15 protein-coding genes are annotated in these 17,238 nt (G+C 47.6%); 11 read left to right on the top strand and 4 right to left on the bottom strand.

The genetic code is table 11. The annotated features are described in order from the left end of the window. Positions 1 to 23: 23 nt before the first annotated feature. On the bottom strand, positions 24 to 707 hold the full coding sequence (locus GC178_03160) for a tetratricopeptide repeat protein (protein ID MBI1286555.1): 684 nt from the start codon (positions 705 to 707) through the stop codon (positions 24 to 26). Positions 708 to 765: 58 nt separating this feature from the next. Between GC178_03160 and GC178_03165 the strand changes: the two genes are divergently transcribed. Beyond that, positions 766 to 1,905 carry a DUF3524 domain-containing protein gene (locus GC178_03165; GenBank protein MBI1286556.1) on the top strand — a complete coding sequence of 380 codons (1,140 nt, stop codon included), beginning with the start codon at positions 766 to 768 and terminating at the stop codon, positions 1,903 to 1,905. Here the strand turns inward: GC178_03165 and GC178_03170 are convergent. The 3 genes from GC178_03170 to GC178_03180 form a co-directional block, all read right to left on the bottom strand. After that, on the bottom strand, positions 1,865 to 2,671 hold the full coding sequence (locus tag GC178_03170; GenBank protein MBI1286557.1) for a hypothetical protein: 807 nt from the start codon (positions 2,669 to 2,671) through the stop codon (positions 1,865 to 1,867). The genes GC178_03165 and GC178_03170 overlap by 41 nt on opposite strands. A gap of 97 nt (positions 2,672 to 2,768) precedes the next feature. Next, positions 2,769 to 5,051, bottom strand: a complete 2,283-nt coding sequence (locus GC178_03175) for a DUF3520 domain-containing protein (GenBank protein MBI1286558.1) — start codon at positions 5,049 to 5,051, stop codon at positions 2,769 to 2,771. 62 nt (positions 5,052 to 5,113) lie between these two features. Further along, a complete protein-coding gene (locus GC178_03180) occupies positions 5,114 to 5,641 on the bottom strand; it encodes a hypothetical protein (protein MBI1286559.1) in 528 nt (175 codons plus the stop codon). A 377-nt stretch (positions 5,642 to 6,018) separates the two neighbouring features. On the opposite strand from GC178_03180, the gene GC178_03185 reads away from it, so the two are divergent. The 10 genes from GC178_03185 to GC178_03230 all read left to right on the top strand — a co-directional run bounded on the left by GC178_03185 (position 6,019) and on the right by GC178_03230 (position 17,017). Continuing rightward, positions 6,019 to 6,651 (top strand): TetR family transcriptional regulator, encoded by a 633-nt coding sequence (locus GC178_03185; protein MBI1286560.1) that lies wholly within the window; start codon positions 6,019 to 6,021, stop codon positions 6,649 to 6,651. 156 nt (positions 6,652 to 6,807) lie between these two features. Next, the gene (locus GC178_03190; GenBank protein ID MBI1286561.1) at positions 6,808 to 8,403 is read left to right on the top strand and encodes an acyl-CoA carboxylase subunit beta; all 1,596 of its coding nucleotides are present in this window, start codon (positions 6,808 to 6,810) and stop codon (positions 8,401 to 8,403) included. 132 nt (positions 8,404 to 8,535) lie between these two features. Next, on the top strand, positions 8,536 to 10,503 hold the full coding sequence (locus GC178_03195) for an acetyl-CoA carboxylase biotin carboxylase subunit (protein MBI1286562.1): 1,968 nt from the start codon (positions 8,536 to 8,538) through the stop codon (positions 10,501 to 10,503). A 3-nt stretch (positions 10,504 to 10,506) separates the two neighbouring features. Next, entirely contained in the window at positions 10,507 to 11,193 is a 687-nt protein-coding gene (locus tag GC178_03200) for a hypothetical protein (GenBank protein MBI1286563.1), read from the top strand. Continuing rightward, a complete protein-coding gene (locus GC178_03205) occupies positions 11,190 to 12,011 on the top strand; it encodes an enoyl-CoA hydratase (protein MBI1286564.1) in 822 nt (273 codons plus the stop codon). Before GC178_03200 ends, GC178_03205 begins: the two co-directional genes overlap by 4 nt. A gap of 291 nt (positions 12,012 to 12,302) precedes the next feature. Next, positions 12,303 to 13,163, top strand: a complete 861-nt coding sequence (locus tag GC178_03210) for a 3-keto-5-aminohexanoate cleavage protein (GenBank protein ID MBI1286565.1) — start codon at positions 12,303 to 12,305, stop codon at positions 13,161 to 13,163. A 23-nt stretch (positions 13,164 to 13,186) separates the two neighbouring features. Next, entirely contained in the window at positions 13,187 to 13,606 is a 420-nt protein-coding gene (locus GC178_03215; protein MBI1286566.1) for a hypothetical protein, read from the top strand. Positions 13,607 to 13,616: 10 nt separating this feature from the next. Beyond that, a complete protein-coding gene (locus GC178_03220) occupies positions 13,617 to 14,072 on the top strand; it encodes a hypothetical protein (protein ID MBI1286567.1) in 456 nt (151 codons plus the stop codon). 149 nt (positions 14,073 to 14,221) lie between these two features. After that, the gene (locus GC178_03225) at positions 14,222 to 15,376 is read left to right on the top strand and encodes an acyl-CoA dehydrogenase (GenBank protein MBI1286568.1); all 1,155 of its coding nucleotides are present in this window, start codon (positions 14,222 to 14,224) and stop codon (positions 15,374 to 15,376) included. Positions 15,377 to 15,478: 102 nt separating this feature from the next. Further along, positions 15,479 to 17,017, top strand: a complete 1,539-nt coding sequence (locus GC178_03230) for an acyl-CoA dehydrogenase (GenBank protein MBI1286569.1) — start codon at positions 15,479 to 15,481, stop codon at positions 17,015 to 17,017. Positions 17,018 to 17,238 lie beyond the last annotated feature (221 nt).

Raw genomic sequence — 17,238 nt, forward strand, 5'->3', positions numbered from 1 at the left:
AGATAAAATATGAACGATCGGAATCAATCGTCACAATAGTCGCTGAATGAGGCCATGGCCACCATGTAACCGAGTTTTTGAGCGTGCCGCAGATCGTCACATGCCCCGGCAACATCGCCTTTCAGATACTTGACCTCGCCACGGGCTGTGTAGGTTTTCGCGTAGTTGGGGTCGAGTTTGGCAGCTTTGTCCAGATCGTCAATGGCTGCGTTATAATTCTTCATGTCCTTCAACGCCAGACCGCGTCCGAGATAGGCTTCCTTGTCGGTCGGATTCAGTTCTATGGCTGTGGTGTAATCGGTGATCGCCCCGTTGAAGTCATTCAATTTGCGTTTGGCTTTGCCGCGGTTCGCGTAAGCATCGCTGTAATCGCCCTTCAGGGAAATAGCAATATTATAATCCTTCAGGGCTCCGTAATAGTCATCCAACTCGTCCTTCACATAGCCTCTAAAGTTGAAAGCTCTGATGTAGCGTGGGTCAACTTCAATGGCCTTGTTCAGGTCGTTCAAAGCTCCGCGGAAGTCCTGCATGGTAACTTTCAGTTCGGCCTTACGATAGTAGTCTTCGGCTGTCTGAGCCCGAACCGAGCTGACGCATAACACAGAAAACAATACTATTGAAAATAATATCCGCACGAAATCAAAGGTATCAAATCCGAAAGAATGGGTAAGATGTGTAGTAGATGGTTCTGACCGAATTTTGTTCATTTTTAAAGTTCAGCACTACGATACGAGGTAGTTTAGCTGAAAATCAAACAGGAATGATGTGAAGATATTGTTGATTGAACCTTATGGTACTGGATCACATTTGCAATGGGCCGAGGGTTATTCGGAACATAGCGAGCATGAGGTAAGACTGCTCACGTTGCCTGGCCGCCATTGGAAATGGCGCATGCATGGCGGTGCAATTACGCTGGCGGAGCAGTTTTTGGCGTGTGATTTCCAACCAGATCTGATTCTTGCCACTGATATGTTGGACCTTTCATCGTTCCTCAGCCTTACTCGTGAAAGAACGGCTTCTGTTCCCACTGCTGTTTACTTTCATGAGAATCAACTCACTTATCCTTGGTCACCGAATGATGAGGATTTGCGGTTGAAACGCGACAATCATTACGGATTTATCAATTACACATCTGCATTAGCAGCCGATCGGGTTTTCTTCAATTCAGAGTACCACCGCACTTCATTCCTGAGTACGCTGCCTGCTTTTTTGAAACAGTTTCCGGATCATACCAATTCAAATACGGTCGCAACGATTGCGCGCAAAAGCGAAGTTCTCTATTTGGGAATGGATCTCAGGTCGATGGATCCGATCGTTTCGGAAATTACCGAGAGACCGAAACGAGCGGTAATTCTGTGGAATCACCGTTGGGAATATGATAAGAACCCAGAGGAGTTCTTTGAAGCTTTGTTTGAGATACAGAGGCGGGGTTGGGATTTTAAACTGGTGGTTCTTGGTGAACGCTTCAAAAATTCCCCAGCCATTTTTGATGAGGCCAAAAAGCGTTTGGAACCGAATATCCTTCATTGGGGATTTGTTGAAAGCAGGGAAGAATATGTCCGCTTGCTCGGTCAATGCGATATGCTTCCCGTCACATCCTATCAGGATTTCTTTGGAGGAAGTGTGGTGGAGGCCATGTACTGTAACGTGAAACCATTGCTGCCGAAGCGACTCGCTTACCCAGAACACGTTCCAGAACTACTTCATTACACGTTTTTCTACGAAACCGGGGAGTTGGTGGATAAATTGCAGCGTTGGATCAGGGATGTATCCATCCTTCGCAAACAGCAAACAAGAAGTTTTGTGGAACGATATGATTGGACCAAGCAGATTGCCAATTATGACGATGCTTTTTCGAAGCTTGTCACTTCTTCTCCACAAGTCTCACCTTCACCCAAAACCTGATGGGGTCCGCAAACGGGTTGTAATTATTTGATGTCCGAAGAGCAGTGCTGGCGGCAGTGCTTGCTTGAGGAGAATTCAGTCCTCCGCCATAAGGATTGTTTGCTGTACGGCCCATGGCGCGGTCGCCAGCAGTAAGTTGGTTCGGATTGACCACACTTGCATTCGGGTCGCTGTAGCTCTGCTGTGGCATCTCATAACCTCCAGTTTCAATTCCTACAGAGACAATGTCTGATTCGGCTCCGATGGCCGCTAAGGGAATGATGGCGTGGTAAACCAGCGACCGCGATTTGTCGAACTCCAAACTGACCTGAAAGCCGTCCTTCTCGCCATGGTTGAATATCTGCGCGGTCTCTTCACCGACTTTCAGATAGCCATCTGTCGGAATCATCTGGTCCAGCCGTTCTTTGCCAAGTTGAATGCTCTGGTCGTACTGAGTTCCATACTCTTCCAATTCGGATATTGGAACCTTGTCGGAATAGATCGGGAATTGAATTTCATTCTTCTGCTTGTTCTTTGCTGTTGGATCGATGAACACGCGCAGACCCGTGGTCAGAATTTTCTGGATGGTGAGCTGATCCACCACATCGAATGAGAAGTACAGATTGGTCGAGTCGTTCTCAATATTGTATCGGATCTTCGAATCGGCATTGTAAAATCGGAACGATTTAGATTCGGTCTGAGGCTGCTTCCATTTGCTTTCAAATAGCTTGTTGGAACAAGCGCTGAGCAAGAGAGCCGCCAAGAAAATTCGGGTTGCATTTTTCATGGTTGGCAAAGGTGAGAAATTCGGGTTTCAATTGCACAAAAACAGGGAAGGTTGCCTGAAGACAACCCTCCCATCACCCAACCAAACAACCAAATGTTCAATCAATTACCATGGCCAGTTCCGCCATTCTTACGAATTCAGCCCTTCGGCCATCTTCGTCTGTTCCTTTGCTGCCTTTTGCCAGATCGATCACTTTCTGGATCTGATCCAAACGCTGTGCGGGTTTCAGTTCCGCGTCCAGAAGGATCATTCCGAACTGCGATATGGCGGCCGAGAATCGCATGTTCTCTGAACTTGCGGCCAGATCGATCGCCTCGTTTTTTACGGGCTTGGAGATCAACTTGCTTATATCTCCATCTGGTTTTTTGAAACGAAGTTTGACAGTCAGCAACTCATCATCAAAACCAGATTGCACGGATGGTTTTGTAAGCTGATATTTCAGCGAATCAACCAATGGTCTATCGTCCGAAAGTTCTCCTCCAACGGGAATGACCTCATACAGCGCGGTTACTGTGTGGCCAGCGCCCAACTCGCCTGCATCCTTTCGGTCATCGTTGAAATCCTCAGCAGCCAAACGTCTGTTCTCGTAGCCGATCAATCGGTAGGCAAGTACATTCGCAGGGTTGAACTCGATCTGGACCTTCACATCCTTGGCGATGGTGAAAAGCGTTCCCCAGAATTCTTGCACCAGCACTTTTTGTGCTTCCTGTAGATTGTCGATGTAGGCGAAATTGCCATTGCCCTTATCCGCCAGAACTTCCATTTTATGATCTTGGAAATTGCCTGTTCCGAAGCCAAGCACAGTAAGGAATACACCGGATTCACGTTTCTTCTCTATCAGCTTTTCAAGTCCGCCTGCATCCGAAACGCCCATATTGAAATCTCCATCGGTGCAGAGGATGACACGGTTGTTTCCGCCTTTGATGAATTGTTTTTCCGCGATAGCGTAGGCGAGATGAATTCCAGCTCCACCAGCGGTCGATCCGCCCGAATTGAGTTGGCCGATGGCTTCGAGAATACGCTCTTTCTTCTCACCGGAAGTAGAAGGCAACACCAGTCCGGCAGCTCCCGCATACACCACAATGGAGATCTTGTCGGTCTCCTCCAGTTCGTTCACCAGTAATCTGAGCGAACGCTTGAGCAACGGAAGTTTGTCGTCATCCGACATGGAGCCCGAAACATCGATCAGGAAGACCAGGTTGTTCTTGGGTCGCTTATCCAATTGGAGTTCTTTGCCCTGTAGACCAATATGCACCAACTTGTGGCTTTCGTTCCACGGACATACACTTACTTCGCTCGAAATGCTGAATGGATCCTCACATTCAGGTTGCGGATAATCGTATTTGAAGTAGTTGATCATTTCCTCAATGCGAACGACTTCTGTTGGAGGCAGCGAACCCATGTTCAAACTCCGTCTGATCTGACTGTACGAAGCAGCATCCACATCGATAGAGAAAGTTGACAACGGCTCTGAGAACACGCTTTTGAAGGTTTGCTGTCGGTACAGGTCGTAACCTGCGGTCAGGCCTTCCGGTTCCAACTGCTTTTTCTTGCGTTTAGAAGCGACAGATTCCGAGGACGAATTGTGCGCGAGAACGGTGGCACCTATTGGTGCTGGCGGAAGAGTTTCTGAAGCACTTCCCTCGTAAGCTGCTGGAATGCCACCAGTTACAATAGAAACCTGTTCATATGCTGCCTGCGGAAGATTGACACTTCCTCGCACTTTAACACCATCTATGTAAGTGTTGGTGGCACCGCTTCGCGAACCTTTGTAACTGCCGATCTGACCATCATTGTCTTGCACACTTGCTGCAATAGTAACCGCGCTATTGGCACCACGGCTTGGCATGCTGCGAATTTCCCGTCTCGAAACGCCTGTAGAACCCATGCCTGGCATGTGGTTCAAGCTGCTGCCCGAAATGGTCATGGCCGAACTCGCGTCTTTCGAGATCAGCGGTACTTCGTAATCAACAACTACAACTTCATCCAGTTTTACGCCAGCTTCCAGCACAAAGTCAACGAACAAGATCTTATCGGCTTGGATGATGACCCCGCGTTTCTCTTGCGAAGTGAACCCTACCACAGAGGCGATCATATCCACCGTTCCGGGCTGCAGACCGTTGATCTTGTATTTTCCGTCAAAGTCGGTTGATGCACCGGCTATTTGTTGTCCGTGTTGCATTACAACCACGTTGGCAAATGGAATGGGTTGTTTCTGGTCGTCTACTACAATTCCTGAAATGGAACCTGTTTCCGGGTTCAGAACAAAGGAGGTTATCAGCAAATGGCCGATCACTCCCAATAGAATTTGAATGAGCTTTTTCATGACTTTAGGTATTAGAGTTTGAGATAGGATTGTCCTGTAGATGGCCATTGCCATCCATGTTCAGGTTTGCTTTTAGCATTGATTTTCGGGAAGGCGCAACTTCCCATTGCCGAAGGTTACTTCGAGCTGCGCCAACTGGTCAGAGCCAGAAAACTGGTGGTGTCAACCTTTACGATGGCGCCTGCGTGGTTTGCGGGTTCTTTCCGTTGAAATTCAACTGGGGGAACACAGCATTCGCAGATGCAACCGAAACCGCACGGTTTACTACAGAACGGACGGTAGTCGGAGCAAACCACCGAACTGAGCTGAATTCCCCAACTCATTTCAATCGTAGGAATGTTGATCTCTTTGCCGTCAACACGGATGTCGCTTATGTACTTGGATGCAAAGCCGACACTCGAGATCTTGAGGTCGTAGAGACCAGGCTCCACATTGCCGATGATGAAATTACCATTGACATCGGTAATGATTCCGGTTGCGATCTCAGAATCCTTTATCAGAAGGATCGTGCACAACGGCATCGCTTCCTTCAGCTCGCTTACAATGGAACCAATGATGGCGCCTGTATTTGATTGAGCAAAAGTCAATGACGTTACGAGTGCTTGGATAAGGACTCCGAGTAAAATGTGTTTAAGATTTTTCATGACTTCTTGATTTTGAAAGGTTAATACATCAGATGCGCGCCATCCTTTGTATAAAGTTCCTCAAGAAGAAATCATGAATCAATTCATCATCAAGCCATAAGTTTCAAGTCTAAAATGGCTGCTTTGGGTTGGTTTTAATAGGTTTTGAGTTGGAATGACCTTGGGAATAATTACCAACGAATGGAATTTCAATTCAACCTTAATTATTACATGTCTAACGAGTGAATAATGGCCGGATGAAGAACGCAAGCTTTCGAATCGATTACGTTTCAAGCGATTTTCAACGGTGCTGTAATTTCCATGAATTCTATTTGTTCGGTCAAATTAATTAGTACAATTGTACTATTATTGTGTTCGATAATGGTTTTGCTGTACTAATGTCAACTACCAAGGAACGCATCATCACAACTGCTGTGGAGCTTTTCAATGCGAAAGGCTTTGTAAGTGTGACAATGCGCGACCTTGCGAATGAGTTGGACATGAGCCTTGGAAACCTTACTTATCACTTCAAAAAGAAGGAAGAGTTGATGGAGGCCATCCATGACCGCATTATTGAAGAGCGGAATGTGATGCTTGATTCGGTGCAGATGATTCCGTCCATTGAGAACATTCACCGACAGATGGTTCCGTTGTTGCAATTGTATGAGCGATATCGCTTTCTACAACAAGACATCTTGGAGGTGAGCAGAGCCTATCCACATTTGGCTGAAATAATGCGCGGACAATTCAAAAACCAGATCAGATACATCAAAGCCATTATCGATTACTCGGTTGGTTCAGGGAATATGAAGCCCGAAGCACGCCTCGGACAATACCAGCAATTGGCAGAAACAGTTTGGATGATCATCACATTCTGGCTGGCGCAGCGCGAGTTACGTGATCAGAAGGGAAATCTTTACAATCAAGCCCGTAGCGCCATTTGGAACTTGACCATTCCGCTACTAACGGAAAAAGGTCTCGCCAATTTCAATAAGATCGATTTCACTGAAGAAGTCCAAAATGCCGAGTAAAGACATGATTTTAGCCACAGAAACACGGATTTTCACAGAAGAATTGAAATTATTTTCAGTGAAACCCTCTGCGCATTCTGTGTTTCTGTGGCTGAATAAATTTCCCGCGCTCTTTGGTCATCTCCGCGCCTTCGCGGTTCAAAATATTCGTAACCAATGAAACTCACATCCAAGGTCAATACGAAAACGCAGCAGTACGCCTCAAACCGAGAAGGCATGCTCAAGCTGCTCGAAAAACTTGAAAAGCATTACGAAGAAAGCCGATTCCAAGGACAGGAGAAGCACATTGAACGTGCACGTTCGAAAGGGAAATTGCTGGCGCGAGAACGCATCGAACTACTCCTTGATCAAGACAGTCCATTTTTAGAACTTCTGCCTTTGGCGGGTTTGGGCGGGAAAGGCTTCGGAACGGGCGGTACTACCGTTGGCGGCATCGGTATCGTTTCAGGTCGGTTGTGTTTGGTGGTTTCCAACGTGGGAACGAACAAAGGTGGCTCCATCGATTTCCCAACGCTTCAGAAAGCCATGCGGCTGAATGAAATTGCGGAGGAAAATGAACTTCCAAGCATCAATTTGGTGGAAAGTTCAGGCGCTAATCTTCCCGATCAGGCTAAGATCTTCAACCTCGGAGGAACGAACTTTCGCGACATCACCAGACGCTCCAAAAAAGGTATTCCATCCATTTCGGTGGTATTCGGAAATGCCACAGCTGGTGGTGCTTACATTCCTGGAATGTCCGACTATTCCATTTTTGTGAAGGAGCAAGCGAAAGTTTTCCTCGCAGGGCCGCCACTGGTGAAAATGGCTACGAATGAAGTGGTGGATGATGAAACCCTCGGTGGTGCAGAAATGCACACGAAAATCTCGGGAGTTTCCGATTATCTGGCTGAAGATGAACTGGACGGCATTCGTATTGCACGCGAATTGGTCGCAACGCTGCGTCCACCGAAAACACATTTTCAACCCGAAGGATTGGCCGAAGATCCAACCTATTCCGAAGAAGAATTGCTCGGAATTGTTCCGCCAGATGTCAAAATCCCATTTGATATCCGTGAGGTGATTGCGCGTACGGTTGATGGCTCCGAATTCACCGAATTCAAACCCGACCATGGCGAAACGCTCGTCTGTGGCTGGGCTAAAATTCACGGTTATCCGGTGGGAATTCTCGGCAACAATGGGGTGCTGTTTTCCGAAAGCGCCAACAAGGGAACGCACTTCATTCAGCTGTGCAACAAGAACGATGTGCCGCTGCTGTTCTTCCAGAATATCACGGGTTTCATGGTCGGAAAGGACTACGAGCAGGGCGGCATCATCAAGCACGGAGCGAAGCTGATCAATGCGGTTTCCAACTCAGAAGTTCCCGCCATTACCATTATGATGGGCGCGAGTTATGGTGCAGGTAACTACGCGATGATGGGTCGCGCGTATCAACCACACTTCTTGTTCTCCTATCCGAATTCACGGATTGCGGTTATGGGTCCTGAACAGCTAGCTGGAGTGATGGAAATCATCCAACGACAGGCGGCAAAAAAAGCGGGCAACGAATTCGATGAGAACCAAGCGAAAATGATGCGCGATTACATGATCCAGCAGGCCGTGAAACAATCGGATGCGTGGTTCTCAACGGGTCAGATATGGGACGATGGTGTCATCGACCCGCGACAGACAAGAAACTATTTGGGAATGTGCCTCGCGGTGGTCAATAACGCACCGATCAAAGGCACTGACAGTTATGGAATTTTCAGAATGTAAATGGATGAAATCCGAAATTCTAAATACTCAAATCCGAAACAATAATATGTTTCAACTATCCGCGAAAATCCGTGCGATCCGTGTCATCCGCGTTCTATTACCCTCATTCGCTAATTCGCTAATCATCAACTGATGAACTCAGTCAACTCTATTAACTCAATCCTTATCGCCAACCGAGGTGAAATTGCCTCACGCATCATTCGCACGTGCAAGAAAATGGGCATCCGAAGTGTGGCCATTTATTCGGATGCTGACCGTGGAACGCCTTACACGAGAGAAGCCGATCAGGCTGTCCATATTGGTGGGAACGAACTGGCTACTTCCTATTTGGATCAGGAGAAAATCATCGCTATGGCTCAAAAGGTTGGGGCTGATGCAATCCATCCTGGTTTTGGGTTCCTGTCAGAGAATGCTGGCTTTGCCAAAAAGGTGCAGGATGCAGGTCTGATCTTTATTGGACCACGACCTGAAGCCATTGAAGCGATGGGTTCCAAGTCGAAGGCGAAGGACATCATGCGCCAGCACGAAGTGCCGGTCATTCCTGGTTATCAAGGCGATGACCAGAGTATTGAAACGCTTTCTGCTGAAGCGGTGAAAATCGGATTTCCGGTATTGCTGAAAGCGGCTGCGGGTGGTGGCGGCAAAGGAATGCGGATTGTAGAAGTTGAGAAGGAACTGAAAGCTTCCATCGATGCTGCAAAACGAGAAGCGTCTTCGGCTTTTGGAGATGACGAACTCATCATCGAAAAGTATTTCCCAAGCTCACGACATATTGAGTTCCAGATCTTTGGCGACAAGCACGGAAACGCCATTCATGTGTTGGAGCGCGAGTGTTCCATTCAGAGACGTTACCAGAAGATCATTGAGGAAAGTCCATCGCCAGCATTGAGTGATGCGCTGCGAAATGAAATGGGCGCAGCGGCTGTCCGTGCGGCCAAATCGTTGAAATACGACAATGCTGGAACGGTTGAGTTCATCCTTTCGGATAAGAATGAGTTCTTCTTCTTGGAAGTGAATACGCGCTTGCAGGTGGAGCATCCCGTAACGGAAGAGATCACAGGTCTCGACCTTGTGCAAATGCAGATCGAGGTGGCGGAAGGTCGTCCGCTTTCGGTCACGCAGGAAGACATCAGAGGCAACGGTTACGCCATCGAATGTCGATTGTACGCAGAAGATGCGGCCAACAATTTCATGCCTGCAACGGGCAAGATCTTGAAGTGGTCAACGCCAGCGATTGACGGTTTGCGAATTGAAACAGGTGTGGAAAGCGGTTCGGTCATTTCTACGCATTACGACCCGATGATCGCGAAGCTGATAACGCACGGAAAGGACAGGGCAGAAGGTCAACGGAAGATGAGTGCGGCTTTGAGCAATCTGAATTGCCTTGGACTGACAACCAATCAGGATTTTCTGAAAGCCATTTTGGCAAATGCCGATTTCCAAGCTGGGAAATACGACACGCACTTCTTGCAGAAGCAATTCAGCTATGAGAAGGCTCAATCGCAAGAGGCGATTGAATTGGCTGCCATTGCTGCTTCTGCATTTGACAAAGCAGAACGCGAAAGCAAACGGACCATACTTCAGAATGTGCCAAGCGGTTGGAGAAACAACTTCTATCAGCCGCAACAAGAGACTTTCTTGAATGGAGAAGAGGAGGTTTTAGTTAAGTACAACGCTTCTCTTTATTCAATTGGAGAAAATGAATTTGAGGTAAACGTTCAAGAGATTTTAGATGATGAAATTCTCTTAGAATTGAACGGTATTCAAGAGCGGTTCACGGTTGTGAAAAGCGGAAACGACTACTTCGTTCAGCACGCGCAGAATGGAACCGTAAACTTGACAAGGAAAGAGAGGTTCCCGTTGAAGGAAGCGGAGAAAGTAAAGGGCGGTTACATCAGTCCGATGCCTGGAAAGGTGATAAAAGTGCTGGTAGAACCTGGACAGGAAGTGAAAAGCGGAGACGGTCTGCTGGTGCTGCTTTCCATGAAAATGGAAAACACCATCTGTGCCGATGAAGACGGAACCGTAGAGGAGATTTTCGTAGCTGCGGAAGACGATGTGGAAGCTGGTAAATTGCTGCTTAAAATGAAGGAAGCCTAATCGATGTGCGCAAAGGAAAATAGGCAGGAGATAACCCTCTCAGAACTCAAAAAGTGGTTTGAGATTTGGCGATGGATAATTTTTGATTTGCGAATTGCAATCGATAATCGAAACGATTTGTTTGAGGTTGGCTCAGACACGGAGCAGAAGGTAAAAGATCACGGATTTTACCACCATCATTTAGAACAGCTAAAGTTCATTGTGGTAATTCAGTTGTGTAAACTTTTTGTCAATAGCCGAACACAAAATGTAAATATCCAGAAGCTTTTCAATCGACTTAAGAATGATAAGTATGATATGGAGTTTAAGCAGAAGCTGAGAGATAATGTAAATGGTTATAACGTAGTAAGAAGTAAGAAGGAGATCATAGAACGAATAGTTGAGCTTGAAAAGGAACTTGATCAGAAGAAGCATGTAATTGAAAGATTGGATACTCTAAGACACACGGTTTATGCTCATTCAGATACTAACCCATCTAAAGAATATGTGAAATGGTCTGAAATGGAGGATTTAGTTCAATTTGCTGAGCGTATTTTCAATCAAATTCGAGGCGGTATCGATGGTGCGAATATGAACTTCGATAAAAACCTTGATTGGAGAGTAAAGGAGGTCATTCGGAACGCAGCTTTGTTTCGTGATAAGACGAAAGAATTGATAGATGAAAAGAATTCTAGCCTGAATAAACAATGATGTTTAACCAAGAAGACCTCAATAAACTCAACGATTACACTTTCGCGTTTTTGGAAGTGGAGCACAGCGATAAGGTGTTGACCATAACGCTTGATCGTGCGGAAAAGAAGAATGCGTTGCATCCTGTAACTGCTAATGAATTGGCGTTTACGCTGACCTACGCCAAGCAGAACAAGGACGTTTGGGCGGTGGTGATAAAAGCCAATGGAGATGTGTTCTGCGCGGGTGCCGACCTGCAAGCGTTCATGACAGGCGGTGGGGAAACCGATAGCACGGTTCCGAAAGCGGAAGGGGAGATTTTGATCGGAGAGCTTTTCAATGAGTTGCACAAACCGTGCATTGCGCAAGTGGAAGGCGATGCGTTTGCGGGTGCTTTCCTGCTGTTGGCGGGCTGTACGCATGTGGTGGCAGCCAATGATGTGAAATTCGGATTGCCAGAGGTGAAACGCGGATTGTTTCCGTATCAGGTAATGGCTTCGTTGCTTCAAGTAATGCCAGAAAGGAAGGTGCTGGATTGGTGTATTCAGGGCTATAACTTGGATGCGCAGAAAGCTGCGGATTGGGGATTGGTGACACACCTCTCAGAACGAGGAAAAGTGGCGGAGACGGTTCAGGAATTGGTGCAAACAATCTTGACGAATTCGCCAACGGCCATCCGAATGGGGTTGGAGGCGTACCAGCACATTCGAAGTGACGACACGAAATCGGAGCACCGCTATTTGCAAGGCATGCTGATGAAAACGGTGCAGACGAAGGATGCGCAGGAAGGCATTGCCGCTTTTCGGGAGAAGCGTTCACCTAAATGGAGTGGGGAATGACGCGGCTCTTACGAATTACGAATGAATACGAATATGCGAATTAGAGTGATGAAGGAATGGAGTAACGAAGCGATGAGGTTTCCAAGTTCCGTCATTGCGAGCGAGGAACGAGCGCGGCAATCTCATTGTGATTTAGATTGCCACGGCCTGCGGCCTCGCAATGACGGTAGCTACGGAGCGCCCGCGTTAGGGATTGGAGCGAGCTGCCGTGCAGCGCGGAAAGCCCGACCAGCCTGAGGCTGGGAACGCCCAAAAAATGAAACACGAAAACGAACACGATAAACTGATAAAATGGGAAAGAAAGTAATCATAAGCGCATCGCTGACGGGCGTGCTGGCCAACCGAAAGCAATGTCCGTACATACCGTACACGCCCGAGGAAATTGCCGAGGAGGGCCGCAGGGCGGTGGAGGCTGGGGCGAGCATTTTGCACATCCACGCGCGGAATGACGATGGCACGCCAGCGTACGATGTGGAGACGTATGCGCGGATACACGAGGAGGTGAAGAAGCGCACGCCAGACGCGATCATCAACTACAGCACGGGCGCGGTTTCGATAACGCGCGAGGAGCGGATTGCGCACATTACGGCTCTGAAACCCGACATGGCTGCGCTGAACATGGGCAGCATGAACTATGGCATTTATTCGCCCAAGGCGAAGCAGTTTTACCACGATTTCGTGTTTCAGAACCCGTTCAAGGACATCCAGTTTTACTTGGAGAAAATGAAGGAAGCGGGCACGCGTCCAGAGATGGAGGTGTTCGATAACGGGCACATCAATAACGCCAATCCGTTGATCGATATGGGGCTTTTAGAGAAGCCGTACTGTTTCAGTTTTGTAATGGGTGTGTTGGGTGGAATTCCGCACAGCACGGCAAATATTCTGCACCAGAGCCGCAGCGTGCCTGAGGGTTCGGACTGGCAGGTGATCGGTATCGGTCGCAAGCAATGGGCGAGTTTGGCGGCTTCGATAACGATTGGCGGGAACATCCGAGCGGGGCTGGAAGACAACTTCTACCTGCCCGAAGGCGAAATGGCGAAGAGCAATGGCGAGTTGATCGGTGCGGCTGCGCAATTGACCAGAATGTTGGGTCGTGAAGTGGCGAGCATTGCGGAGGCGCGGGAAATGTTAAAGCTGCCGCTTAGGAGTTAGGTATTAGCAATTAGCTTTTAGCTATGAGAATGTGGATTTTCTTATCACTCTTCTTTCTGTTACCTGACTTAGTCTATAGTCAAGGTACAACGGATAATTGTGAAGTGATGTTTGATGAAAACATAGGTCGAGAGGTCTATAAATTTGTTGATAGCCCTCCTGTTTACTCGAATGGTGGTGACAGTGGACTAACGCGGTTCATTGCTGATAGTTTGAGAATTCACCCTACCTGCATGGACATTATAGGAATTGTATATGTGGCATTTATTGTTGAAGTGGATGGGACGGTATCCAATCCATACGTTTTAAGAGGGGTAGAACCTTTCCTTGATAAAGAAGCGCTTAGAGTAATCTCAACTTTATCAAAATTTGAACCTGGAAAATGTCAAGGTGAGATTGTTCCGGTCCGATATGTAGTACCAATAAGGTTTGCGCTCCAATAATCAGTTGCTAATGAAAACACTAACCATTTTTCCGTTTCTCTTTTTACCCTTTTTCTGCTTCGCACAGAACAACAACCCCAATTATGATGAGAAGTTGGCGAAGGAGCTGAATGCCGATGATTATGGCATGAAGAGTTATGTTTTCGTGGTGCTGAAAACGGGCCCTGCGAAGATTGAAGACAAAGCGGTTTTGGACAGTTGTTTTGTGGGGCATTTTTCGAACATGCAAAAGCTGGCCGAAGAGAAGAAGTTGGTGGTTGCTGGCCCGATGGGGAAGAACGATAACAACTACCGAGGCCTGTTCATTTTCGATGTGGCTACGCAAGAAGAAGCGCAGGAAATGATGAAAGGCGACCCGACCATTTCCATGGGCATTTTTGAGGTGGAAATGTACGATTGGTACGGCTCGGCAGCATTGCCCGTTTACCTTGAGGCAGCAGATAAGATCTGGAAGCAGAAACCATGATAAGGTTACGAATTGCGAATGAATACGAATATGCGAATGTCACTATCTGAAATGTATGATGTGTCCGTAGAACAGTTGTGGTCTGCATGTTCGTCATATTCGTACCGCGTAGCGGAATTCGTAATTCGTAACCACACAACAAGTCTGCAATGAGCACCTACTTTTCAGAGGAACATATCCAATTCCGCCAGTCGCTGCGCGATTTCCTGCAACGGGAAGTGGTACCGTTTGTGGATGAATGGGAGAAGGTTGGAAATCCACCTCGCGAGATATGGAAGAAGTTTGGTGATATGGGTTATTTCGGGTTGAAGTACCCTGAAAAATATGGTGGTCTTGAACTCGATTTCTTCTACACCGTCATCTTCTTGGAAGAGTTGGCGCACGTCAATTCGGGTGGAACGGCAGCGGCTTTGGGTGCGCATGCTTATCTGTCGCTGGCCCACATGAACAATGAGGGAACCGAAGAGCAGAAAGAAAACTACCTGCGCGCTGGAATTGCTGGCGATAAATTCGGCTGTATGGCGGTTACCGAGCCGTTTGGTGGTTCGGATGTGGCAGCCATGCGCACAACGGCAGTCAGAGATGGAAATGAGTGGGTGATCAACGGAAGCAAGACGTTCATCACCAACGGTGTTCTGAGTGATTTCTTGGTGGTTGCCGCCAAAACAGAACCCGAATTGAAACAGGCGGGTATCAGCATGTTTGTGATCGATCGCGACACAGCTGGACTTTCAGCCACCAAATTGGATAAGCTGGGTTGGCGCGCTTCCGATACGGGCGAGATAGCCTTCGATAATGTGCGTATCCATGCATCTGCTTTGATGGGACAGGAGAACCAAGGTTTCTATTACATCATGCAGCAGTTTGCGCTGGAGCGCATCATCATGGCGGTGGGCGGTTACGCGGGTTCGGAATATGCGTTGGAATACGCGCTGAAGTACATGCAGGAACGGGAAGCGTTCGGTCGTCTGCTGACCAAGTTTCAGGAACTGCGACATCGCGTAGCGCAATTGGCTGCGGAAATTGAGCAGCAGAAACAGTTTGTCTATTACCTCGCCAACCGTTTCGACAAGGGAGAATACATCGTGAAAGAAGCTGCGATGGCGAAGTTGCTTTGCACGCAATTGTGTGATAAAACAGCATTTGAAGTGATGCAATTCCTTGGTGGTTACGGCTACATGGAAGAATACCAAGCTGCCAGAATGTTCCGTGACAGTCGCCTCGGACAAATTGGTGGCGGAACAAGTGAAATAATGAAAGAGATCATTGCCAAAATGGCGATTGATGAGGTCAAATACAGTTAAAATGAACCGCAAAGACGCTGAGGTGGCGCAAAGGACGCAGAGAAAATCTTTGCGAACTCCGCGAAAAAACTCTGCGCCTTTGCGGTAAAACCAGAAACACAAATGTTTACAGAAGAACACAAGATTTTCAGACAAGGTTTGCGGGATTTCCTCGACCGTGAGGTGATGCCCAACATCGATAAATGGGAAGAGGAGCAGCGCATGCCGAAAGACCTTTGGCCGAAGTTCGGTGAGATGGGCTATTTCGGGTTGAACTACCCCGAGAAATATGGCGGAATTGATGCCGATTTCTTGTATTCGGTCATCTTCATGGAAGAGATTTCGAAGTGCGAGAGTGGCGGTTTCATGATTTTACCAGCGGTGCAGCAGTACATGTCATCGCCATACATCTACAAGCACGGTTCGGAGTTTTTGAAGGAGAAATACCTGACCAAAGTGATTTCTGGCGAATGGATCTGCTGTATCGGAATTTCCGAGCCTGGAGCAGGTTCTGATGTGGCGAATATTCAGACCAAAGCCATTTTGGAAGATGGTCATTATGTGGTGAATGGTTCCAAAACGTTCATTACCAATGGTGTGTATGGCGATTTCATTGTGGCGGTAGTTAAGACCAACCCAGAATTGGGCGCGGCTGGTGTTAGTTTGCTGGTCATCGATCTGAACTCAGAAGGTGTTACACGGAACAAATTGAAGAAGCTCGGTTGGCACGCATCCGACACGGCCGAACTGCATTTCGATAACGTGAAGGTGCCTGTGGAGAACCTTATCGGAGATGAAGGTCAAGGTTTCTATTATCTGATGGGTGGATTGCAATTGGAGCGCTTGGTGGGTGCCATTGCTGGTTTCGCTTCATGCGAATGGGCCATTGATTACACCCTCAAATACATGAGCGAGCGGAACGCTTTCGGACGTCCGATTAACAAATTCCAAGTATTGCGTCACAGAATGGCGCAGCTCATTTCGGAAGTAGAAGCCAATAAGCAGTTCGTATACCATTGCTGCCGATTGCACAACGAGGGGAATTATATTGTGAAGGAATGCTCCATGGCGAAACTCCTCTCCAGCGAACTGGCCGAAAAAGTGATGACACAATGCTTGCAAAGCTTCGGTGGTTACGGCTTTATGGAAGAATACAAAATGGCGCGCGCCTACCGCGATTGCCGCGTTGGAACCATCGGTGGCGGCACCAGCGAGATCATGCGCGAGATCATTGCCAAAATGGTCATAGACGATACTTCGTATCAACGGGCAGGATCAGTACCTTCATCGCCCAAACCGAAGCCAGTTGAGGCAAAAAAGACAGAAACAAATTCTAATTCAAATACACAAAAACAACCAGAAATGAGTTTTGAAACTACACTTGCGGCAATTCAGGAAAAGGCGGCCGCGGCCAAGCCATTGGGAAACACGTTGAAGTTCCACTTCGGTGACAAGAACATCACCATCGATGGAAAAGGCGATGCAAACGTTGTGCACGAAGATCACGGTGAGGAAGCAGATTGCACGGTAGATGTGGCCTTGGCCGATCTACTGGCAATGATCAACGGAGAATTGAACCCGATGAACGCGTTCATGTCAGGCAAATTGAAAGTGAAAGGCGACATGAGCGTAGCCATGAAGCTTGGAACCATTATGGGGTAATTCCTAACCGCAAAGTCGCGGAGAAAACGCAAAGGGCGCAGAGATTTTTCTCTGCGCCCTTTTTCATTCAAGGATTAATGTTTGTCCCGTCCTAAAATAGGTTGACAACAAATCGACCTATTATGGAAAAACGAGAGGATAAAAGGAAAAGGCGTAGTCAGCGCGATTACAATCTGGGCTTTAAACTGGCCGTTGTGGACCAGGTGGAAAAGGGCGAGATG

Source organism: Flavobacteriales bacterium (assembly GCA_016124845.1).
Taxonomy (GTDB): Bacteria; Bacteroidota; Bacteroidia; order UBA10329; family UBA10329; genus UBA10329.